Consider the following 21,141-nt stretch of genomic DNA (forward strand, 5'->3'; position numbering starts at 1 on the left):
TTGAGGAGGAATGGACATGGTGAACAAAGACGTCACAAAAGTATGTATCGGAAAAATCGAAGAATTGCCTGAACAATTAGGAAAAACAGTGTATATTGAAGATAAGGCGCTTGCGGTCTTTAAGCTTTCAAACGGCAGCATCCGCGCCATTGAAAACCGCTGTCCCCATAAGGGCGGCGTCCTTGCAGAAGGTATCGTCAGCGGCGAATATGTCTTCTGTCCGATGCACGACTGGAAAATCTCCTTGGAAGACGGAATCGTTCAAGAGCCGGATCACGGCTGTGTCAAAACATACGAAACGCTGATCGAAGGAGAATACGTTTATCTCGTATATTGATCAAAGACCGGATCACTTTCAAAGTGATCCTTCATTTTTTACAGTGACGGAAGGATGACATGATCATGAAAAACGGAATCGTATATTTTGTGGGCGCCGGACCTGGAGATCCAGGGCTCATCACCATAAAAGGAAAACAGGCGCTGGAGGAAGCGGATGTCATTTTGTATGACCGGCTCGCAAACCCAAAGCTGCTCGAATACGCATCACCAGACTGCCAGTTCATTTATTGCGGAAAACTGCCGGACCGCCATTTTATGAAACAAGCAGAGATCAATGCCCTGCTGATTGAAAAAGCGTCGGAGGGATTAACCGTTGTCCGTTTAAAGGGCGGAGATCCCAGCGTGTTTGGCAGAGTCGGCGAGGAAGCAGACGCTCTCCACCAGCATGGCATCCGCTATGAAATGGTGCCGGGCATCACGTCGGGAATCGCAGCGCCGCTGTATACGGGAATCCCCGTCACGCATCGGGATTTCGCTTCGTCTTTCGCCATGATTACCGCACATGATAAATCCTTAAAAGGAACGCCGAACCTTGACTGGGAAGGGCTTGCCCGAAGCGTTCAAACGCTTGTGTTTTACATGGGTGTCAAAAACCTTCCATTTATTTGCCAGCAGCTCATCGCGTACGGAAAATCTCCTTCTGTCCCTGTCATCGTGATTCAATGGGGGACGTGGGGCCGCCAGCGGAGCGTAAAAGGAACGCTGCAGGATATCCATCAAAAAATACAGGAACAGCAAATCACAAATCCCGCCATTATCGTCATCGGTGATATTGTAAACGTTCAAACACACAGCTGGTTTGAAAGCAAACCATTCATCGGGCAGCATATGATGATAGTCACTCATGGCGAAGATGAGCATACGCTGGCAGACAAGCTGCGCGATTATGGTGCCGATGTCATCGAATGGCCGAAATGGCGGACTGAAAAAATGCCTGCCAACGAGGATATTCTAGGACAGATCAGCACCTTTGAGGATATTTTCTTCACATCACGCCGTGCGGTTTGCGAATTTTTTGAAGCACTCGCGTCCAAACGAATCGACATTCGCCAGCTGACCGCACGCCTGAGTGCAGCGTCAGAAGCAGGAAAGGCAGAGCTTATAAAACGCGGCTTCATCATATCCGAGCACCATCACAATTCACCTAAAAAGCTGATTGTCGGCAGCCGTCATTCAGTAGAAGAAATGCAGAAATCAGAGTCCTGTTTGAGCTATATCACCCATGAAAACGTCATAGATGAGCGATTCACCAGAATGACCGAACGGACGATCAGTGAGTCTCCTCTACACATGATCATTTGCCCCGGCAAGCAGTCCGCTCAGCAATTGATCAGCGCAGGAGAAGAAATCGGCATTTCACCTGAACCGTCAGCAAACCGCCCCCCTGTCATCTGTATAGGCGATGGCGCGCCCGCCGCTGCATACGGGTTTACTGCCGTACAAGACCAAGAGCAATTATTTGCGTTTATACAAAATGAGCAAGTGGAGAAAAAGCTCCTCCACAGCTGATGATAAAGCCCTTTTCCAAAGGGCTTTTTTTATTTATGAACCAATTTTTTGTGGTGGGTGGAATACATCGCCATATTTTCCGCCTGAGGGTCCAGATAAGATTTCACACTGTTGACGGCAGTCGGGCCTTCCGTAAAACCGCCGGCAATCAATCTGAGCTTGCTTTCATAATACGCCGCGTCCCCCGCAACAAACACGCCCGGAAGATTCGTCCGCATATGTCTGTCAGCTTTAATCCGGCCTTCTTCAATCTCGAGACCCCAATCCTTCATCGGGCCGAGATCAATTTTAAACCCATGATTAATAATGAGCTCATCAAGCTCGATTTCCTCGGTATGTCCAGACTCAGCATGACAAACGGTGACGCTTTCGATGCGTTCTTCAGTGCCGCTGAGATGTTCCAGCCGATAAGGAGTAAGCACCCGCACAGATGACTGCTTCATTTTTGTCACACTGCTTTCCAGTCCGCCGAATTCCTCCCTGCGGTGCACGACAGTAACAGACGCCGCAATCGGTTCCAGCTCATTAGCCCAATCGACCGCAGTATCTCCCCCGCCAGAAATCACGACCCGTTTGCCTCTAAACGCATCAAGCTTCTCCACTTTATAATGAAGATTTTTTCCTGCATATCGACTCGCATCCTGGCTGTCAAACTCATTGACCTCCAGCGTGCCCATGCCGACAGCCAAAATAACGGTTCTTGTATAGTGCTTCTCCCCCTCAGAGCTAGTCAGCACCATGGTTCCGTCATCCAGACGCTCAAATCCGGTCACTCGCTGATTCAGCACAATATCAGGGTCAAACGTCGCCGCCTGCTCCTTCAGCTGTTCGATCAGCTGCTCCCCGGCAATCCCCGGTATCCCGCCAATATCGCGAATGATCTTCTCAGGGAAAAATAAAGACACCTTGCCCCCGAGCCGCGGCAAAAACTCGATCACTTTCGTTTTCAGCTCCCGCATGCCGCAGTAAAAAGCCGTAAACAGCCCGATCGGCCCCCCGCCTATAATCGTGACGTCATACACCTCTTGATTTTCAGCCATCCGTCCTGCCTCCCGTTCCAATCTATCATTAACGTTATATCATTTAATTGAGAATGAATATCAATACAAAGTATATCATATTTCCCGAGCCTGTGTTCAACCATTTCATCGGCCCTGAATAATAATTCCCGCGCATGATGTTTGCCGCAAAGGTGCCGCAGTTCACCAATGGATTTCTTAGAATCCTACACAAGGTGAAACGATCCTTCCTCCTCCTCCGTCAAACAATCAGTGCCTTTTTTCGTGATATAATCAGAGGCAGCTTACCATGAGCGGAGGTTTTATTGTGACAGCACAATCGTCTTTTCTTCAGCTGAATTCTATTTTTATCAGTATTTTAATAGAAGCCATTCCGTTTATTCTGATTGGCGTCATTTTGTCCGGAATCATCCAAATGTTTGTTTCTGAAGAAATGATTGCAAGGATCATGCCGAAAAACCGGTTTCTCGCAGTCTTATTTGGTGCGCTTGCCGGCATCTTATTTCCCGCCTGCGAATGCGGCATTATCCCGATTACGAGGCGGCTTCTGCTAAAAGGAGTTCCTCTGCATGCAGGCGTTGCTTTTATGCTGACTGCTCCTATCATCAATCCCATTGTTTTGTTTTCTACGTATATTGCATTCGGGAATAGATGGAGCGTTGTCTTTTACCGGGGCGGGCTGGCGCTGGCCGTTTCGGTGATCATCGGCATCATCTTATCCTATCAATTTAAGGATAACCAGCTTTTAAAGCCTGATGAACCCGGGCATCGCCATCATCATCACCACACCCTGCTGCAAAAGCTGGGAGGGACCTTGCGTCACGCCATTGATGAATTTTTCTCCGTGGGGAAATATTTAATCATCGGCGCCTTTATCGCAGCTGCGATGCAGACGTACGTCAAAACATCCACTCTGCTTGCGATCGGACAGAATGATGTATCATCTTCCCTCGTGATGATGGGCCTGGCGTTTGTCTTGTCGCTTTGTTCAGAAGTGGATGCATTTATTGCATCTTCCTTCAGCAGCACATTTTCTTTAGGCTCGCTCATCGCCTTTCTCGTCTTCGGTGCGATGGTTGATATTAAGAATCTCTTGATGATGCTCGCGGCCTTCAAAAAACGATTTGTTTTCCTGCTGATTACGTATATTGTCGTGATCGTCTTAGCGGGATCACTACTGGTAAAGGGGTGATTGGATGTTTCGTCTATTGGTGCTGATGGGATTTACGTTTTTCTTTTATCATCTGCATACCTCAGGAAATCTAACAAAATATATCAATATGAAATATGCCTATCTTTCCTTTATTGCGATCTTCCTGCTGGCCATTTTGACAGCTGTTCAAGCGTATTTATTTATCAAATCGCCTGAAAAAGGCGGGCATCATCATGACGATGATTGCGGCTGCGGCCATGATCATGACCATGAACAAAACAAACCATTTTATCAGCGGTATTTTATTTATCTTGTTTTTATTTTCCCTTTGGTGTCAGGCATCTTTTTTCCGATTGCGACGCTTGACTCATCCATCGTCAAAACGAAAGGATTCTCGTTTAAGGCCATGGAAAGCGGAGATCACTACTCCCAAACCCAGTATCTGCGGCCTGATGCCAGCCTTTATTATGCGCAAGACAGCTATGACAAGCAGATGAAACAGCTGTATAAAAAATATTCTGGTAAAAAAGAGATTTCTCTGACCGATGATGATTTCTTAAAGGGTATGGAAACCATTTATAACTATCCGGGTGAATTTCTCGGCCGTACGATTGAATTTCATGGATTTGCGTATAAAGGAAACGCGATTAACAAAAACCAGCTTTTCGTATTGCGGTTTGGCATTATTCACTGTATCGCTGATTCCGGCGTTTACGGGATGCTTGTGGAATTTCCGAAGGACATGGATATTAAGGATGATGAATGGATTCATATCAAAGGCACTTTGTCCTCAGAATACTATCAGCCATTCAAATCCACCCTCCCTGTCGTGAAAGTGACGGACTGGAACACCATTAAAAAACCTGATGATCCGTACGTTTACAGAGGATTTTAATTGAAGACGAAACCAGTACAAGTACTGGTTTCTTTTTTATTTCTTTTTCATCAGCATCAAATCAAGATAGAGCTGGCATCGCGTTCTGAAATCGCTTAAATCGATGGATGTCATTTCAAGAATCTGTTTGATGCGGTAATTTAATGTGTTTTGGTGAATAAACAGCTGTTCTGCGGCTGGTTTTGTTTTGCAGTTGTTGAGGAGATAGATTTCCAGCGTCTTCAGCAGCTCGGTGCTGCTTTCTTGGTCTTTCGCTTTTAGTAAAGCCAAATCCTTATTCTCGTATTCCAAAAAGTCATTTTTCTGTTCAATGCTTTCTAAATAACGATAGATACCGAGCTTCTCATATTCATATGGAATGTTTTCCTGGTTACCGGTTATTTCTGCGGCTTTAATGACTTCCAATGCTTCTGTATAGCTTTTGCCAAGCTTTAAGATGTGGTCATATTCGTTTCCGATACCGATATAGATAGGGGTAGGAATTTTTTGAAAGTGAAAATGTGTTAACAGCTTGTTAATGAATTCAGCAGCTGCTGAGGAGGCGGAGCTTTTTTGGGAAAAACTCGCTACGACGATGACAATATTTGATTCTATCGTTAAGACATGACTGACTTTATCCCGCAAATTCAGGTAAGACCTGATATTTTCCTTTAAATCTTCCACCGCTTCCCCATCCCCATTCGCGGCGTGCAGGATGACAACTGAAAACACAGAAGGCAGCACGGTGTTGATTCTCTCAGCTTCGCGCCTGAGCTCCTTTTCAGAAATAAATTGCTGATAGATAGCCCGTTTGATGAGGTCCTCAGCTCTTTCTTCCTTTTCCTGTTTCAGCTTGTTCGCTTTATAAATAATTTTTCCGACATGGAAGGAGGTCTCGTACAAAAAATCGAGCTCTTCGTCTGTCAGATCACGATCCAGTTCCTGAATCCAGATGTAGCCCATGACTTCCCCTTTATGCTTCGCACTCACGACTACTCTCTGATTTAACCCAATGCTCTCAATTTTATTGACGCGAAAAGGCTCAGGTTCTGTTTTCAGCTTTTCAATGATCCCGTCCTTCAAAAACCTCTCAAAAATCTGAACCGGACACTTTTTTGAAAAAATAGTCTGCTGGTTCGCAGAATCAAAATGGTTAATATAGTAAGAATTGTAGGCTAACAAAAAGAAATCCGCGCTTTCCAGTATCACTGGTTTTTGCAGTTCATAGCTGATAAAGTCAATCAGCTTATCAACATCTGAAAATGAAAAAACTCTCTCTAAAAGCTCTTCCATACCTTTTTTCTCCTATACTTTTTTTACTTTAATCATATCCATACGGGGTCTTTTTGTATAGAAAAAAATACGTTTGTTTCCAAAAGAAAAAACAGCGGTCTTAAAAGGAGAAAAGAGGAAAAAGGGATATCCCCTTCCTCCTCCTTTCGATCTTTATTGTGACATCGTATCTTGGTAGTCTTTAAACTGGTCTGTCACATCTTGTGACGGAGCCTGCGTCAATACGCTGACGATATAGACAGATAATAGACTCGCAGCAAAACCAGGTATGATTTCATACAGAAAGCCCGAAAGACCGGCATTCGCCCAAATGATTACAGTCGCTGCCCCTACAATCATGCCGGCGAGTGCCCCCCATTTGGTCATTCGTTTCCAAAATAAACTGAGCAGTACAACTGGTCCAAAAGATGCACCGAAGCCCGCCCACGCGTAGCTGACCAATCCAAGGATGGTATTGTTTTTCTCCCATGCCAGAACTAACGCGACAATTGAAACAGCCAGCACAGCCAGACGCCCTAAAAACACCAGTTCTTTATCAGAAGCTGAGCGCCGGAACATCGACTTATACAAATCCTCTACCAAAGAGCTTGATGTGACAAGCAGCTGGGAGGAAATCGTACTCATGATGGCCGCTAAAATCGCAGAAATCAGAAAACCTGTGATAATTGGGTGGAACAAAATGTTTCCTAATTGAATAAAAATCGTCTCCGGGTCCTTCAATGTCATGCCCCGCTGATGGTAATAAGCGATTCCGCCCAAACCTGTCAGCACTGCGCCGGCTGCCGAAAGAATCATCCATCCCATTCCGATTCTGCGCGCTCTTTTTATCTCTTTGACAGACGTAATCGCCATAAAGCGCACAATGATATGCGGCTGGCCGAAGTAGCCCAAGCCCCAGGCAAACAATGAAATGATGCCAAGAACACTGGTTCCTTTAAAAATATTAAACATATCAGGGTCCACAGAGCGGATCTCAGCAGTTGTTTCACCTATTCCCCCGGTGTGGAAAAACGTAACGATAGGAACGAGAATAAGTGCTGCAAACATAATGATCCCCTGAACAAAATCTGTCCAGCTGACAGCCAGAAAGCCCCCAAACAGGGTGTACGCGACAACAACACCAGTCACAATCCACAAGCCGGTGTGATAATTCATCCCCAAGATGCTGTTGAATAAGACGCCGCCGGACACCATTCCGGACGATACATAAAATGTGAAAAAGACTAAAATGACAATTCCTGAAAACAGTCTGAGGAGCTTTGTTTGATCTCCGAAACGATTTTCAAGAAATCCGGGAATCGTAATCGAATTCCCCGCTTTTTCTGTATATGTTCTCAGCCGCGGCGCGACGTAGAGCCAGTTTGCCCATGCTCCAAGGCAAAGCCCGAACACAATCCAAACGCCGCTTAGTCCAGTTGAAAACATGGCGCCCGGAAGCCCCATCAGCAGCCAGCCGCTCATATCGGCAGCTCCCGCACTGAGAGCGGTTACAGCCGGACCTAAGGAACGTCCTCCCAGCATGTAATCCGTCAGGTTTGACGTACGTTTGTAGGCAAAGTAGCCGATCAGCAGCATCCCCGCCATATAAATACAAATTGAAATAATCAGCTGTGTGTTTTCTATGGCACTTCCTCCTCTTTTTTATAGTATATGGATGAAATGGACACCCCCGCAGGGAGGATGCCCATTTAGTCCCGCTTTAGAACATTTCACTGATTGTTTTTGCCTGCATGTGCAGTGCCAGGTAATCAGGACCGCCGGCTTTTGAATCTGTGCCGGACATTTTGAAGCCGCCGAACGGATGGTAGCCGACGATGGCTCCTGTACAGTTGCGGTTAAAGTACAGATTTCCAACATGGAATTCTTGTTTTGCACGCTCAATGTGCTTGCGGTTGTTTGTGATCACCGCTCCCGTTAAACCGTACTCAGTATTGTTGGCCACTTCTAATGCTTCATCAAAGCTTGATACTTTAGAGAAAGCGACAACAGGCCCGAAAATTTCTTCCTGCATGAGTCTTGCTTTCGGTTCAAGGTCAGCGAAGATCGTCGGTTTGATGAAGAATCCTTTTGAATCATCACCAGTGCCGCCGCTTACTAATCGGCCTTCCTCTTTTCCGATCTCAATATAACTCATAATTTTATCATAAGAACCCTGGTCAATGACAGGTCCCATGTAAACATCTGCGCTGTCAGGGCTAGCCGTTACTTTAGATTCTGTAATTTCAATAACGCGCTCTAATACTTGATCATACACTTTTTCATGGACAACAGCACGTGAACCCGCAGAACATTTTTGGCCCGCAAAGCCGAATGCAGATGTAAAGATGGATTGAGCCGCCAATTCAATGTCAGCATCCTCATCCACTACAACTGTATCCTTACCGCCCATTTCAGCGATAACACGTTTTAAGTGCTGCTGGCCTGGCTGAACTTTTGCCGCACGTTCGAAGATTCTCGTACCGACTTCTCTTGATCCTGTAAACGTGATAAGGCTTGTTTTTGGATGATCAACAAGGTAGTCACCGACTTCCGCTCCGCTTCCAGGAACAAAGTTGACAACGCCTTTTGGCAGACCGGATTCTTCAAGAACCTCAACGAATTTCGCAGCAATGACAGGCGTTGCGCTCGCAGGTTTAAGAACAACTGTGTTACCGGTAACGATCGGTGCTACTGTTGTTCCCGCCATAATCGCGAACAAGAAGTTCCAAGGCGGAATAACGACTGTTACGCCAGTCGGCGTGTATACATATTGGTTTTTCTCGCCTTCACGGCTGTTGACCGGTTTTCCTTTTGCCAGTTCAATCATTTGGCGTGCATAATATTCCATGAAGTCAATCGCTTCAGCAGTATCAGCATCAGCCTCGTTCCAAGGCTTCCCTGCTTCTTTCACGAGCAAAGCGGAGAATTCATGCTTTCTGTTGCGGACTTTGGCAGCCGCGCGGAACAGGACAGCCGCTCTTTCTTCCGGAGACGTGTATCTCCACTCTTCAAAGGCTTTAGCCGCAGCTTCAATTGCTTGCTCAGCGTGCTCTTGAGAAGCTTTTGAGACTCTGCCGACTACCTCTTCTTTATTAGCCGGGTTAATGGAAACGATCTTCGCTTCTGTTTCCACTCTTTCACCGTTGATGACAAGCGGATAGTCTTTTCCTAAATATTCGTTTACTGTCGCAAGCGCTTTTTTAAACGCTTCTACGTTGTTTTGGTCTTGGAAATTTGTGAATGGTTCATGTTTGTAAGGTGTTGTCATTGTAATCTCTCCTTTTTTACTTCTTCGTCATTCCTTTGAAAGCAAATGCAATGTTTGACGGACGTTCTGCCAGGCGTCTCATAAAGTAGCCGTACCAATCCTCTCCGTAAGGCAGGTAGACTCTCATGTTATAACCTTCTTTTACGAGGCTGAGCTGGGTTTGCGACCGCATGCCGTACAGCATCTGGAATTCAAACATGTCATTGGAAATGCCGTTTTCCCTGGCAAGCTGCTTTGTATAATCGATCATTTTATCGTCATGTGTCGCAATCGCTGTGTAGTGACCATTTAAGAGCTGCTTTCGGATGATTTTTTTGTAGTTCTCATCGACATCGCTTTTTTCCGGAAAAGCCACTTTCTCTGATTCCTTATATGCTCCTTTTACAAGACGAAGGAACGGTTTCAAAGAATCCAAATCGTCAATATCGTTTTCCGTCCGGTACAGATAGGCCTGTAACACCGTGCTTACATACTCGTATTTCCTTCTGAAATCCTTGAAAATATCAAGCGTTTTCTGGCATCTGACCTCGTCTTCCATGTCTATGGTGACCATGACTTTATGCTTCTCGGCCGTCTGGACGATTTTCGTCATATTTTCATACACCAGATCCATATCTATATCGAGACCTAAAGACGTCATCTTTAAAGAAACGTGTGAGTTCAGCTGCTGATCCGCAATGGTCTCAATGGTTTGGATGCATTCTTCCGTGCGTTCCCTTGCGACCTCGGCGCTGTTCACAAACTCGCCTAAATGATCGACAGTAACTGACAAGCCTTGGCTGTTAAGCTGTCGAATGGTCGGGATTGAACTGTTAAAATCATTCCCGCCGATAATTTTACCCGCTGCCACCCGGCTTCCCCAGTTTCTCGCCATCTTATTGAGAAAGCCGCTTTTGGATAAAAACAAGAAAAAATCTCTTGTGATCACTTCCAACCTCAACACCCCGCAATCTAAGAAGTATTTGTATGAGTTTATTGTAAATGGACAAAACCTTCGTTCGCAATATTCTCAAAATACAAAGATTCTGATTATTTTTGTGGGTTTCTCACAATCAGATAGTTAGAAAGTCGGGGGACTTCCTGTCGAAATATGGAGAGAGGAAGCGACATGAAACATCAGCTTCCTCCATCATTCCACACTTCTTCAACAGTATTCAAAAGCAGACGATTCAACTCAGGAGTGATATCTTTTTTGATGATTTTCAGCGTTTTCGCCGCTTCCATAATCCTTTCAATCTCCGTTTCAATGAATTGGTGAATCACATGAATTCTTGCTTCTAGATCCAGTTCTTCACCTTTTCTTTTGCGCTCAAGCAAGGTTTCCATCTCTGCTCTCAGTTCGGGTTCCGTAATCAATTCATTCATCAAAACAGTAAAATCCATCGACGGAATGGTTCCGTGCTTTTCAATCCACTTACACGCCAGTATCGGCCGCAGCACGTAAAAATACTTTTTGATTTTCACCTCTTGCCCTTGCAGGTAATCCTTGACGTTTCTTTTTGCCATATTGATATAGTGATACACACTGGCTTCAGGCTTAAACGCTGTGCTTCGCAGCTTTCTCAGCTGCTCTGCGGTCGTAAAAGCTTCGTAATACAAAATGTCTGAGGACAGCCACTCAAGCAGCGGAGGGTTTGATTTTTTGAAAAGACGCAGCGTTTTTCTCAGTTCCCAGCCGCTGATATCCAGCAAATCGTGGATCGGCTCTTCAATGACATCCCGCTCCTGCTCAATTGAAAAATACCACTCCTTTTTCGGCACATAAATAAAGCGGACATCATAATCGCTGTCTTGCGACGGGAATCCCCAAGCACGGCTCCCTGATTCAACGGCATACACGATTTTAACGCTGTATTCCTGCTCAATTCGTTTTAGTTCATCAATGATTCTTTGTTTCATATATATTCGTCTCCCGTCTTTTCTCATTCCGGCTGTTTGCAGAAAAAAACCGCCCGATGATGCGGCGGCTCTTCACGTCTGTCAGCCTTTAAGATGCTGCTTAAAGAACGCAAGCTTTTCCGTTTGAAAGGCAGGGATATACTCATGCCCAAAGTAGCGGTACACCTTCAGCTCTTTTTCTGTCTCCAGATGGTTATAGGCCGCAAACACAGTAGAAGGCGGCGTAACCTTGTCAATCAGCCCGATCGACATCAGTACAGGCACCTTCACCCTGTCAGCCAGATTCATAATATCGAAATACGTTAGTGTATTCATGGCCCGCTCTTCTGTTTCCGGGCTGCCATTTCTTCTGAAGAAGGAATTGATTTCGAGATACGGCTGTTCAAGCGCCACATCGATGGCCCGATCGAAATCGCTTAAATAAGGATAATCAGCAACAGCGGCTTTCGGAATATCTGACAGAGCCGCGGCCGCAATGGTTAAGCCTCCGCCCTGGCTTCCGCCCGTCACGCCGATTCTCGTTTCGTCGACTTCATCAAAGCTGCTGATGACTTCAAGCGCGCGGACGGCGTCCAAATAAACTCCCCGGTAGTAGTATGTATCTTTATCAAGAATTCCTTTCGTCATCCAGCCCAATGCGTGTCCGTGCGGAGAAATACTGGTATCCTCGCTGCCCTGCTGGCCGCGGACAAGCATGCCGAACGCAGCGTATCCGTGCAGCGCCCAATTGACCATTTCATGAATGTCTCCGTCATAGCTTGCATTGTAGCCGTGATATTTCACGATCGCCGGATGCGGGCCTTCTTTGTCAGGCACCGCATACCATCCGGCAATGCTGGCATTTCCAAAACTTTTATATGTGAGGCGGTATACCTTTACCCCGTCAGCAGGATAATCAACCGGCTGTAAGTCAGGAACTGCTGAAACTTTGGCAAGCTCATTCAAAGAGGATTTCCAAAACTCAGAAAAATCTTTTTGGGCAGTTTTGTCAGGCTTATACGTTTGCAATTGGTCGAGCGGCATATCGAATAGTTGCATTTCCGATTATTCTCCTTTGTTTAATAAGATTTAGTTTATTCTATACTATCACGTTTTGAATCTATTTTCTAAATTTTTTAACATCTGTTTTCTGATTCAATCCCTCGACGTGCATTTGATCTTGTGATGTATATCCTTCTATCCTTGAACACCAATTCACTCTTCTTGATCAAACGTTTGTTTAACCGATTCCCGGCTCAGTTCTATAAAGGCCTGAGCGGTCAGACTGACATAGCGGTTCTTTAAAAATACAAAAACCAGAGTGCGTGAAGGCGCGGATTCAAGAGATAAATAGATGACACCCGGGTCTTTGTCTCTTTTGACCATATTTGGCGCCAGTGTTACCCCCAAACCGTTTGCCACAAGGGATTGCGCGGTTTCGATGTGGCTCGTTTTAAACGCCGCGTGTGGCTTAAAGCCGCTTTCCGCACATAGGTCAAGTACCGTCCGGCGAAAACCGTAGCCCTCCTTCAGCAAAATAAAAGGAACGTGCTTTGCCATCTCAAGCTGCACGCACGGCGGCCGGCTCCCCTCTCTTTCCAGCGCTTTATCAATCAGTGCAGTCATTTCGGGCGGCATCCACCTTTGTTTTTCCTTTGGTACGGCAAGAACGATCGGCTCCGTCAGCAAGGGTTCGATGGAGAGCCTCTCATCCTCGATCGGCAAGGATAAAACAGAAAGATCAACCTCACCCTTTGCCGTCATCTCCTCTAAGGCAGCTGGGTCTTTTTCGATAAGCTGAACCTCCACACGGGGATAACGCGCCAAAAACTGCTTCAGCAGCGGAGGAAAAATATATCTCCCTGTTACAGCCGGAATTCCGATCGAAAGCTTGTGTCCCAGTCCTTGAGAACGCTCCTGCATCTCCCGCAGCAAGTCATCCCTTGATCGAATGATGTCCTCAGCCTTTTCAATAAAACGGCGGCCGTGCGGTGTCAGCGTAACAGAGCCGTGTGACCTGTGAAAAAGAGTAAGCCCAAGTTCCATCTCCAGCTTTTTGATTTGCTGGCTGAGAGAAGGCTGGGCGATATGAAGGTGCTTCGCCGCTTTTGTAAAGCTCTGTCGGCGGGCAATTTCCGCAGCATATTCCATCACTTTAATATCCATTTCAGCCTCCATAGGTTGAAACTATCGAATTCATCATTTTTATACCTTGGACGAATCATAACAGACATTGCTAACATAATCCATATCACCACCAAAAATGAAGGAGATGGTTCACTTGCCAAATGAAACTCCGTTTTCGAAAAATGCTGAGATGTACCGTGATGAGAAGGTATTTGCTGAGGGTGAAGATTTAGCGATGCTGATCAAAACTGCGGAATGCCGTGCAGAGCAGCGAGTGCTTGATGTCGGAGCGGGAGCGGGCCATACAGCGCTGGCTTTTGCCCCTTACGTCCAAGAATGCATCGGCATTGATGCGACGCAAGAAATGGTTGACGTTGCTTCATCTTTTGCGAAAGAAAAAGGCGCTGGCAATGTACACTTTCAGAAAGGAACGGCAGAGGAGCTTCCTTTCCCTGACGATTCATTTGATGTCATCACCTGCCGATATGCGGCTCACCACTTTTCCAATGTTCATCAAGCCGTCAGTGAAGTTGCACGCGTGCTGAAAAAGAACGGGCGGTTTTTCCTGGTCGATCACTATGCGCCTGAAGCTCCTGATCTTGATGAGTTTGTCAATGATTTGAACCGGCTCAGAGATCCTTCTCACGTACGCGAAAGTTCATTATCGGAATGGCAGTCAATGTTTACGGCCAACCAGCTTGGCTATGAAGAAATCCAAAAGTGGAATTTGCCGATTGAATACAACAGCTGGATCAAACGAGGCGGAACCCCCGCCGATCGGGAACAGCGTATCATCAGCCATTTGAACAACGCGTCTGACGAAGCCCGTGACACCTTTTGCCTCGAATTGAATCAAAACGGAAAGCCTGAATCCTTTTGCTTAAAAGCGATATTGATCCAAGGCGTGAAGCGATAAAAAAAGCCGTGCATACGGGACTGACCCCCGTTTTTGAGACAGGGATCAAAACACCTTTTAAACAGCCAATTGCCGATAGCTTATCGGTGATTGGCTGTTTAGTTTCGTTTGAATACGAATGTTGTTATAATAATAAATGTATTCTTTGACAGTGCGTTCTACGATGGCGGTCGTGGTTCGATTAATGCTGTTAAGATAGAACGTTTCAGACTTTAGTGAGGAATGAAACGATTCGATGGAGGCATTATCAGCGGGCGTCCCTTTGCGGGACATGCTCATGGTAATGCCTTTTGTTTTAACAGCTTTCTGATACTCATAAGATGTATACACAGATCCTTGGTCACTATGTAACACGCAGTTCTGAGGCAGTGTTGGCAGTTGATCAAGTGTGTTTAAGACAAAGTCTGTGTCCTGCTTATCTCCAATCGTGAAAGCAATTACTTCTCCATTGTATACATCCAATATACTGGAAAGGTACAATTGTTTCTGTCCATAAGGCAAATACGTGATATCCGTTACTAGTTTTTCAAGAGGATGATCGGACTGAAAGTTTCGATCTAATATATTATCAACCACGGCATATGGCTGCCCATTCTTCTTGCGCTTTTTCACCTTAACCCGGCACTGCCACTGATTTTTCTGCATGATACGCTGAACCGTTTTATGGTTAATACGCATTTCCTTTTTTAATATAGCTGTAATTTTTCGATATCCATATCGATACTTGTGCTCTCGGCACAACGTGCCGATTTGTTTTTCCAAATGGCGCTTGGGATGATCTTTCATCAGGTTCTTCTTCCAACGATAATAAGACGCTCGTGAGATACCTAAATGAACACAGATATTCTGTACGGTCATTGTGCCGTGCAATACTTCTACAAGTTCGACTGACGTTTGGCTATCAACTTCCTTTCCAATTCGTTGTACTTTTTTAAAACTTCATTTTGTTGTCTCAGATAACGGTTCTCTGCCTGCAGTTTCTCTAATTCGGAAGAATACTCCGGACCTTTTCCGTAAGTGTATTGCTTACCAACAGGCTGTTCAAATCGATGTGTATCCCCAGCTTTATGCCATCTAACCCATGTCTGAACCTGCGTCTTATTCCTGATATTCAATTCCTGCATGATCTCTTTCATAGGCACGCCTGCCAATCTCATTTCTACAGCCTTCTGTTTGACTTCAATCGGATAACTCATTCTTGTTCCCATACAAAAAACACCTCCAAGTCTTATTTCGGATAACAACTATCCGTTTTCAAACTTGAAGGTGTTTTTTATTTGTCTCATCTTATGGGGTCAGTCCCTACCGCACGGCTTTTACATTGGCTGATAAAGATCCCAACCGATTTTTAGCGTCTCCACAATGTAATCTGCAATCTCTTCAGGAGCAAGGTTGTCTGTTTCCACTTTTGAATTGTGCTTGTCATAGATGACTTTTCTCTCGTTAAACAGCTGCTCCATTTCATCCATTGACCGGTTATGCAGCACCGGACGGCTTTCGATCAGCAAATCCGCGCGCTGCTTCCAGTTCTCCCAAGACAGATCGAGGTGAAGCACCAGACAATGTTCGAGACAGCACTTTCTGATTTCCTCTTGTTTAAAAGAGCCTCCGCCAAGTGAGACAATTTTAAATCTTGTATGGTGGCATAGATTCAGGATATATTCTTTTTCTGTTTTACGGAAAAAGTCCTCACCTTTTTTTTCAAACATCTCAGGGATCGACATGTTGAAATCCTTTTCGATTTCTTGGTCAATATCGATAAAATCTCTATATAATTTCTTAGCGACCAATTGGCCGATTGTCGTTTTTCCTACACCCATGAATCCAATCAGGACGATATTTCTTTCTCTTACTGGGATGGCTCGTTTAGCGTTCATCTTCGGCGAAATCCTCCTAAGGAATGAAAGTTTATCTTCATTATATGCTGATTTTGCGAATATTTATATAGATACCGGCTCAGGCGTCCTCTATTTCATTAAGCTTTCCTACAATAAAACATAAGAAAACGCAATGACCTCCGTGATGCAGAATAAAAGATGTAACATGACGAAACGTCGTTTTTGAGCAGTCGGCTCCGTTTCTTTTTTGCGTTCAATAACCTTCTTTTCCGGATGACATTCATTGTACAACATTTTCAGAAATAATTTAATACTTCGACGCAAAAAAGCATTAAATGATTAAACGTCCTTCCTCCCTCTGCGTTTATCCGTTTTTCAACAGGGAAAAAGATGACGGGAGGGATGTGAGATGAAAATAAGCTTTTGTACAACCGGATGTAAAAAGCAAAATGTAATGGACGTCATTTCCTTTGCGAAGGAGCAGTCCTTTGACGGGATTGATTTGTGGTACGGCCACATCGAACAGTATGAACAGGACTTCGGGCCGCTGGACGGCCTTTATACCCTGCTGCTGCAGCATAAACTGAAGGTGCCCGCGGTCAGCTTATACACCGATTTTGTGACACAAGGAGAAGAAGAGACAAAAGAAGCAGTGAGAAAAGGGCTTCGGGCGGCGAGACAGCTTCACAGCCCGCTTATTCGCGTATTTGCCGGCAATCAGGCGTCAAACAGAACGTCACCGGAAAAATGGCTGCGTGCGGTTGAACAATTCCAGCAGGCTGCGCAAATGGCAGACGGCTATGAGGTGAATATCGGTCTGGAAATTCACTATGATACGTATGCCGATACACCTGAAGCTGCTTTAACATTTTTGAAGGATGTCGGCCATCCAAGACTCCGAACGATTTTTGACGGGTCAAATCTGCACGTGAACCGAATTGACCAGCTGCCCGCTTTAGAAAAAACCTTTCATACGAACAGCCATATCCATTTGAAAAACTACCGCTGGAACTTTGATAACTGGTATCTGAGCGAGCCAACTCCGATTTTTCAAGGAGATCTCGATCAAAAAGCATTTTTAAAAGAGCTGATGAACAGACAATATGATGGTTTTGTTTCTCTTGAGTATTTTGGAGAACATGCCTTTACGCATATAAAGGAATCGCTCCGCGAATATACGTCTGTTTTTTCCCGCTGACTCTTCGATCGAAGGGTCTTTTTTTGTATCATAAACAAAAAGGGGGATATCATGATGATCATTTGGATAAATGGGGCTTTCGGTTCCGGAAAAACACAAACAGCGTTTGAACTGCACAGAAGGCTGAAATCGTCTTACGTATATGATCCTGAAAAGATGGGATTTGCGATGCGTTCGATGATACCGCCGGATATCGCTGAAGATGACTTTCAAAGCTACCATCTGTGGCGGGAATTCAATTACAGCATGCTTTCCTATTTGTCAGATACATATCAGGGCATCATCATTGTGCCCATGACCATTACGAATGATCAATACTTCGATGACATTATCGGCAGGCTGAGACAGGATGGCCGGACCATTCACCACTTTACCCTGCTGGCTTCAAAGGAAACATTGCTGAAACGCCTGCGCACCAGAGCGGAAGGAAAAAACTCCTGGGCCGCAAAACAAATCGACCGCTGCATCAACAGCCTGTCTGATAGCCTCTTCACAGAACATCTCCATACAGACCAAATGTCTATTCAGCAGGTCGCAGAAACGATCGCTGCCCAAGCAAATCTGCCGCTTGATCCTGATTCGAGAGGCAGCCTGCGAAGATTCACTGACAGATTGATGGTGAAGCTGAATCATATCCGCATCAAATAAAAGACGTTTTGAAATCATGTCCCTGATACATGCAAATGGATCAATAAATAAAAAGCCCACTCCAAGAGTGGGCTTTTATCATATTATTTCCACCAGTCATCAAACATAGAAGCTGGGACCTGGCGCTTATGCTCCGTCACGCTGTAGCGTTTCTCCAGCGCTTCTGACGCCTTTGCCGATACTTCTTTTCCTTCGAGATAATCATCAATCTCATCGTAGGAAATGCCAAGCTCAGTTTCATCAGACTGCTGCGGCTTTTCATCCAGCAGATCGGCAGTCGGTTCTTTTAAGTATAAGCGTTCCGGTGCATCCAGCTCTTTCAGCAGGCTTCTTCCCTGACGCTTTGTTAAGCCTGTCAGCGGCAGGAGATCTGCGCCTCCGTCACCGTATTTCGTAAAGAAACCAGTCACGGCTTCGGCCGCATGGTCTGTTCCAATCACAAGAAGGCCTTCTTGGCCGCCGATCGCGTATTGAGCAATCATTCTGGTTCTCGCTTTTACGTTTCCTTTATTAAAGTCTGTCAGCTTATCGCCTGTCTCTTGCTGATATTGATCCGCAAAAGCGCTGACTGTTGATTGAATGTCAAATTTCCATGATTTATCCGGCTTGATGAATTTCAGAGCGAGCTGGGCGTCATCTTCATCCTGCTGTGTGCCGTGCGGAAGACGGACCGCAATAAATTGAGCGTCTCCGCCCTCCTCGCGAATGCTTTCCACCGCAAGCTGAGCAAGTCTTCCCGCAAGTGTTGAATCCTGTCCGCCGCTGATGCCAAGCACAAGTCCTTTAGCGCCGGTTTTCTTTACGTATTGTTTTAAAAAATTGACTCTGTCCTCAATTTCTTGCTTTGGATCAATTGAGGGCTTCACATGTAATTCACGCATAATCTTTTCCTGCATGCTCATCCCAATCATTCCTCCTGTACATTTTCGCTTGTTTCTTACTGTTCATTTCCCCGAATCAATGAAAATGAATCATGACTGTTATGTATCCATATTAACTATAGCACAGGTCTTATTTCATAGTGAATAAGAGAGATCAGCTGACTTCAACCCGTATGGACGTCACACTGTCGCCATTGCACTTTCCTTTTTCAATCGGGCAGGAAGAAAACGCGACAACCAAATCCATCTCCGCTCTGAGTCTGACGTAATCCCCGGCATTTGACAGCGGCGTTTCCACAGACAGATTCCCCTTCTCATCCAGAACGGTATTCATAAAAATCGCAAACGGATAATGCATATGCGGCTTCGGCACGCCGAACTGCTCAAGCGCCCGGTTCATATTGTCATAACACGTATCCTGGAACTCGTCCTTTTGTTTTCCGTATAACAGCCTGTTCATGTCAGGACGGCAGGCCGGCAGAAGCAAGTCATGCTTGCCGACTGTATCCTCAATGAGCGTTAGCATCGGTTTATACAAATTAGAGTAAATATGATCGTTGACCTTCACATGAATGGAATGATTGGCATCAATGGTCGCTCCCTGATCAAGATGCTCATAAAAATCCTTTGCGTGGTACGCCACAAAATCAGCAACCTGCTGCCCCTCTACATCAACCACCTTCAAAATCTGGCCCTTTTTCAGCTTCAGGCCGAGCCCTTTCTTCGGCTGAACGATATATTGCTGTGTCATCCGCTTCGCTCCTTTTTCTATTAGTATGAGCGTTTACCATCGCCTCCATGTAAAAAGAGGCAAAAATCCGATGCATATAAGCCTTGCGCGGGTTGCAATCTAACCTTAGATAAAAGGGGTTGAATGTAAATGAGTCAAACAAAAAAAGACCAAGAAAAAGGAAATCTGGCTTGGTGGCAGCTTTCATTAATCGGGATAGGATGCACAATCGGAACAGGATTTTTTCTCGGTTCCAGCATCGCAATTGTGAAAAGCGGATTTTCCGTTCTGCTTTCATTTCTAATTGGAGCGATCGGCACTTATTTTGTATTCGAACAGCTTGCCAAACTTTCGGCAAAACACCCTGAAAAGGGCTCGTTCTGTTCATATGCGAGAAAAGCGTTCGGCAGGTGGGCCGGCTTCAGCAATGGCTGGGTGTACTGGTCATCTGAAATGCTGATTACCGGAAGCCAGCTGACAGCCATTTCGTTATTTACGAAGCATTGGTTTCCTCAAGTGCCACTGTGGGTATTTGCTTCCATCTATGCTGTACTTGGGCTTCTCATTATTTTTACCGGACTTTCTGTTTTTGAAAAAACAGAAAACGTGCTGGCAGTTATCAAAACAGCCGCTATCTTCATGTTTATCGTGATTGCCATTCTGGCTTTGTGCGGCATATTATCAGGCGGAAAGCCGGAGGTGCAGATTCCGAATGAGACGAAAGAATTTTTCCCATTCGGAGCTATGGGACTGTGGACAGGCCTGATTTATGCATTTTACGCGTTTGGCGGCATTGAAGTCATGGGGCTCATGACGGTTCATTTAAAGAAGCCGGAGGAAGCCTCAAAATCAGGAAAGCTGATGCTGGCAACGCTGGCGATTATTTATATCATTTCAATCGGGCTCGCTTTGCTACTAGTTCCTTTACACAAGTTTACAGAACAGGACAGCCCGTTTATTACGTCTTTAAAAGGATTTCATCTCGAAGTGATCCTTGATATTTTTAACGGCATTTTTATTATCGCGGGCTTCTCGACCCTTGTCGCTTCACTCTTTGCCGTGACAACATTGCTTTGTACGATGGCCGATGACGGCGACGCGCCGAAATGCTTTACTCTAAAAGAAGGCAAAAAAATATGCTGGCCCGCGCTCGGATTAACATTTGCGGGGCTTATCGTGTCTATCGTACTGTCTTTAGTGCTGCCTAAAAATATATATGAGCACATGACAACAGCGGCCGGGCTTATGCTTTTATACACTTGGCTGTTTATCCTGTTCTCCAGCAAAAAGCTGACCGATCCGGCAGCCATGGCGAAAACGCAAATTTATCTGGCGACAATTCTGATCGCGGCGGCTGTGTCCGGCACGCTGTTTGAAAAATCAAGCCGACCCGGATTTTTTGTCAGCTTGGGATTTTTAGCTGTCATTGCCGTTGTCACCTTGATCTATCAAAAAAAGCAGGGACACAAAGACCGCCCTGCCAGCTCGTGA

At 45.4% G+C, this 21,141-nt stretch carries 20 protein-coding genes; 8 read left to right on the forward strand and 12 right to left on the reverse strand.

Annotated elements, in window-relative coordinates; translation table 11 throughout:
• Positions 1–16: 16 nt before the first annotated feature.
• Together nirD and cobA are read left to right on the forward strand one after the other, a co-directional pair.
• Positions 17–337, forward strand: a complete 321-nt coding sequence (nirD, locus tag H7F27_RS19075) for a nitrite reductase small subunit NirD (protein ID WP_185848306.1) — start codon at positions 17–19, stop codon at positions 335–337.
• 59 nt (positions 338–396) lie between these two features.
• Entirely contained in the window at positions 397–1,848 is a 1,452-nt protein-coding gene (cobA, locus tag H7F27_RS19080) for a uroporphyrinogen-III C-methyltransferase (RefSeq protein WP_185848307.1), read from the forward strand.
• A 29-nt stretch (positions 1,849–1,877) separates the two neighbouring features.
• On the opposite strand, the gene H7F27_RS19085 is transcribed toward cobA, so the two are convergent.
• Positions 1,878–2,888, reverse strand: a complete 1,011-nt coding sequence (locus H7F27_RS19085; RefSeq protein WP_185848308.1) for an NAD(P)/FAD-dependent oxidoreductase — start codon at positions 2,886–2,888, stop codon at positions 1,878–1,880.
• Between the two features lie 286 nt (positions 2,889–3,174).
• On the opposite strand from H7F27_RS19085, the gene H7F27_RS19090 reads away from it, so the two are divergent.
• Complete coding sequence (locus tag H7F27_RS19090; protein WP_082687818.1) at positions 3,175–4,059, forward strand: permease; 885 nt, start codon at positions 3,175–3,177, stop codon at positions 4,057–4,059.
• 4 nt (positions 4,060–4,063) lie between these two features.
• A complete protein-coding gene (locus H7F27_RS19095; RefSeq protein WP_185848309.1) occupies positions 4,064–4,915 on the forward strand; it encodes a TIGR03943 family putative permease subunit in 852 nt (283 codons plus the stop codon).
• Positions 4,916–4,951: 36 nt separating this feature from the next.
• Here the strand turns inward: H7F27_RS19095 and putR are convergent, their stop codons facing one another.
• The 7 genes from putR to H7F27_RS19130 form a co-directional block, all read right to left on the reverse strand.
• Positions 4,952–6,187, reverse strand: a complete 1,236-nt coding sequence (gene putR / locus H7F27_RS19100) for a proline utilization transcriptional regulator PutR (protein WP_010332961.1) — start codon at positions 6,185–6,187, stop codon at positions 4,952–4,954.
• A gap of 153 nt (positions 6,188–6,340) precedes the next feature.
• The gene (gene putP / locus H7F27_RS19105; RefSeq protein ID WP_240312838.1) at positions 6,341–7,762 is read right to left on the reverse strand and encodes a sodium/proline symporter PutP; all 1,422 of its coding nucleotides are present in this window, start codon (positions 7,760–7,762) and stop codon (positions 6,341–6,343) included.
• Positions 7,763–7,886: 124 nt separating this feature from the next.
• Positions 7,887–9,434, reverse strand: a complete 1,548-nt coding sequence (pruA, locus tag H7F27_RS19110) for an L-glutamate gamma-semialdehyde dehydrogenase (RefSeq protein WP_044161972.1) — start codon at positions 9,432–9,434, stop codon at positions 7,887–7,889.
• A gap of 16 nt (positions 9,435–9,450) precedes the next feature.
• Entirely contained in the window at positions 9,451–10,362 is a 912-nt protein-coding gene (putB, locus tag H7F27_RS19115; protein ID WP_081638229.1) for a proline dehydrogenase PutB, read from the reverse strand.
• Positions 10,363–10,550: 188 nt separating this feature from the next.
• Complete coding sequence (locus H7F27_RS19120; RefSeq protein ID WP_185848310.1) at positions 10,551–11,333, reverse strand: nucleotidyltransferase domain-containing protein; 783 nt, start codon at positions 11,331–11,333, stop codon at positions 10,551–10,553.
• Positions 11,334–11,414: 81 nt separating this feature from the next.
• Positions 11,415–12,371 (reverse strand): cephalosporin C deacetylase, encoded by a 957-nt coding sequence (cah, locus tag H7F27_RS19125; protein WP_024120155.1) that lies wholly within the window; start codon positions 12,369–12,371, stop codon positions 11,415–11,417.
• A 156-nt stretch (positions 12,372–12,527) separates the two neighbouring features.
• Positions 12,528–13,478 (reverse strand): LysR family transcriptional regulator, encoded by a 951-nt coding sequence (locus H7F27_RS19130; RefSeq protein WP_185848311.1) that lies wholly within the window; start codon positions 13,476–13,478, stop codon positions 12,528–12,530.
• 115 nt (positions 13,479–13,593) lie between these two features.
• On the opposite strand from H7F27_RS19130, the gene H7F27_RS19135 reads away from it, so the two are divergent.
• A complete protein-coding gene (locus H7F27_RS19135) occupies positions 13,594–14,355 on the forward strand; it encodes a class I SAM-dependent methyltransferase (RefSeq protein WP_185848312.1) in 762 nt (253 codons plus the stop codon).
• A gap of 57 nt (positions 14,356–14,412) precedes the next feature.
• On the opposite strand, the gene H7F27_RS19140 is transcribed toward H7F27_RS19135, so the two are convergent.
• A protein-coding gene (locus H7F27_RS19140) for an IS3 family transposase (RefSeq protein ID WP_127695692.1) occupies positions 14,413–15,563 on the reverse strand; the annotation gives its coding sequence in 2 pieces (ribosomal slippage) (positions 14,413–15,290 and positions 15,290–15,563; 1,152 coding nt in all).
• Between the two features lie 108 nt (positions 15,564–15,671).
• On the reverse strand, positions 15,672–16,232 hold the full coding sequence (locus H7F27_RS19145) for a shikimate kinase (RefSeq protein ID WP_024120152.1): 561 nt from the start codon (positions 16,230–16,232) through the stop codon (positions 15,672–15,674).
• A gap of 370 nt (positions 16,233–16,602) precedes the next feature.
• Here H7F27_RS19145 and H7F27_RS19150 point away from each other — a divergent pair, with 370 nt between their 5' ends.
• Entirely contained in the window at positions 16,603–17,391 is a 789-nt protein-coding gene (locus H7F27_RS19150; RefSeq protein WP_185848313.1) for a sugar phosphate isomerase/epimerase family protein, read from the forward strand.
• A 54-nt stretch (positions 17,392–17,445) separates the two neighbouring features.
• Complete coding sequence (tmrB, locus tag H7F27_RS19155; RefSeq protein WP_185848956.1) at positions 17,446–18,039, forward strand: tunicamycin resistance ATP-binding TmrB; 594 nt, start codon at positions 17,446–17,448, stop codon at positions 18,037–18,039.
• Positions 18,040–18,122: 83 nt separating this feature from the next.
• On the opposite strand, the gene nadE is transcribed toward tmrB, so the two are convergent.
• Together nadE and H7F27_RS19165 are read right to left on the reverse strand one after the other, a co-directional pair.
• Positions 18,123–18,941 (reverse strand): ammonia-dependent NAD(+) synthetase, encoded by an 819-nt coding sequence (nadE, locus tag H7F27_RS19160; protein ID WP_101860186.1) that lies wholly within the window; start codon positions 18,939–18,941, stop codon positions 18,123–18,125.
• Between the two features lie 133 nt (positions 18,942–19,074).
• Positions 19,075–19,671 carry a DUF1989 domain-containing protein gene (locus H7F27_RS19165; protein WP_044161986.1) on the reverse strand — a complete coding sequence of 199 codons (597 nt, stop codon included), beginning with the start codon at positions 19,669–19,671 and terminating at the stop codon, positions 19,075–19,077.
• A gap of 129 nt (positions 19,672–19,800) precedes the next feature.
• Between H7F27_RS19165 and H7F27_RS19170 the strand changes: the two genes are divergently transcribed.
• Positions 19,801–21,141 (forward strand): amino acid permease, encoded by a 1,341-nt coding sequence (locus H7F27_RS19170; RefSeq protein ID WP_103672186.1) that lies wholly within the window; start codon positions 19,801–19,803, stop codon positions 21,139–21,141.

This window comes from Bacillus sp. PAMC26543 (genome assembly GCF_014250375.1).
Classification (GTDB): domain Bacteria; phylum Bacillota; class Bacilli; order Bacillales; family Bacillaceae; genus Bacillus; species Bacillus halotolerans.

Bases quoted from the DNA above. Each gene is read 5' to 3' on its own strand.
- nirD (WP_185848306.1), top strand. From the start codon at position 17: ATGGTGAACAAAGACGTCACAAAAGTATGTATCGGAAAAATCGAAGAA.
- cobA (WP_185848307.1), top strand. From the start codon at position 397: ATGATCATGAAAAACGGAATCGTATATTTTGTGGGCGCCGGACCTGGA.
- H7F27_RS19085 (WP_185848308.1), bottom strand. From the start codon at position 2,888: ATGGCTGAAAATCAAGAGGTGTATGACGTCACGATTATAGGCGGGGGG.
- H7F27_RS19095 (WP_185848309.1), top strand. From the start codon at position 4,064: ATGTTTCGTCTATTGGTGCTGATGGGATTTACGTTTTTCTTTTATCAT.
- putR (WP_010332961.1), bottom strand. From the start codon at position 6,187: ATGGAAGAGCTTTTAGAGAGAGTTTTTTCATTTTCAGATGTTGATAAG.
- putP (WP_240312838.1), bottom strand. From the start codon at position 7,762: ATGCTGCTGATCGGCTACTTTGCCTACAAACGTACGTCAAACCTGACG.
- pruA (WP_044161972.1), bottom strand. From the start codon at position 9,434: ATGACAACACCTTACAAACATGAACCATTCACAAATTTCCAAGACCAA.
- H7F27_RS19120 (WP_185848310.1), bottom strand. From the start codon at position 11,333: ATGAAACAAAGAATCATTGATGAACTAAAACGAATTGAGCAGGAATAC.
- cah (WP_024120155.1), bottom strand. From the start codon at position 12,371: ATGCAACTATTCGATATGCCGCTCGACCAATTGCAAACGTATAAGCCT.
- H7F27_RS19130 (WP_185848311.1), bottom strand. From the start codon at position 13,478: ATGGATATTAAAGTGATGGAATATGCTGCGGAAATTGCCCGCCGACAG.
- H7F27_RS19145 (WP_024120152.1), bottom strand. From the start codon at position 16,232: ATGAACGCTAAACGAGCCATCCCAGTAAGAGAAAGAAATATCGTCCTG.
- H7F27_RS19150 (WP_185848313.1), top strand. From the start codon at position 16,603: ATGAAAATAAGCTTTTGTACAACCGGATGTAAAAAGCAAAATGTAATG.
- tmrB (WP_185848956.1), top strand. From the start codon at position 17,446: ATGATCATTTGGATAAATGGGGCTTTCGGTTCCGGAAAAACACAAACA.
- nadE (WP_101860186.1), bottom strand. From the start codon at position 18,941: ATGAGCATGCAGGAAAAGATTATGCGTGAATTACATGTGAAGCCCTCA.
- H7F27_RS19165 (WP_044161986.1), bottom strand. From the start codon at position 19,671: ATGACACAGCAATATATCGTTCAGCCGAAGAAAGGGCTCGGCCTGAAG.
- H7F27_RS19170 (WP_103672186.1), top strand. From the start codon at position 19,801: ATGAGTCAAACAAAAAAAGACCAAGAAAAAGGAAATCTGGCTTGGTGG.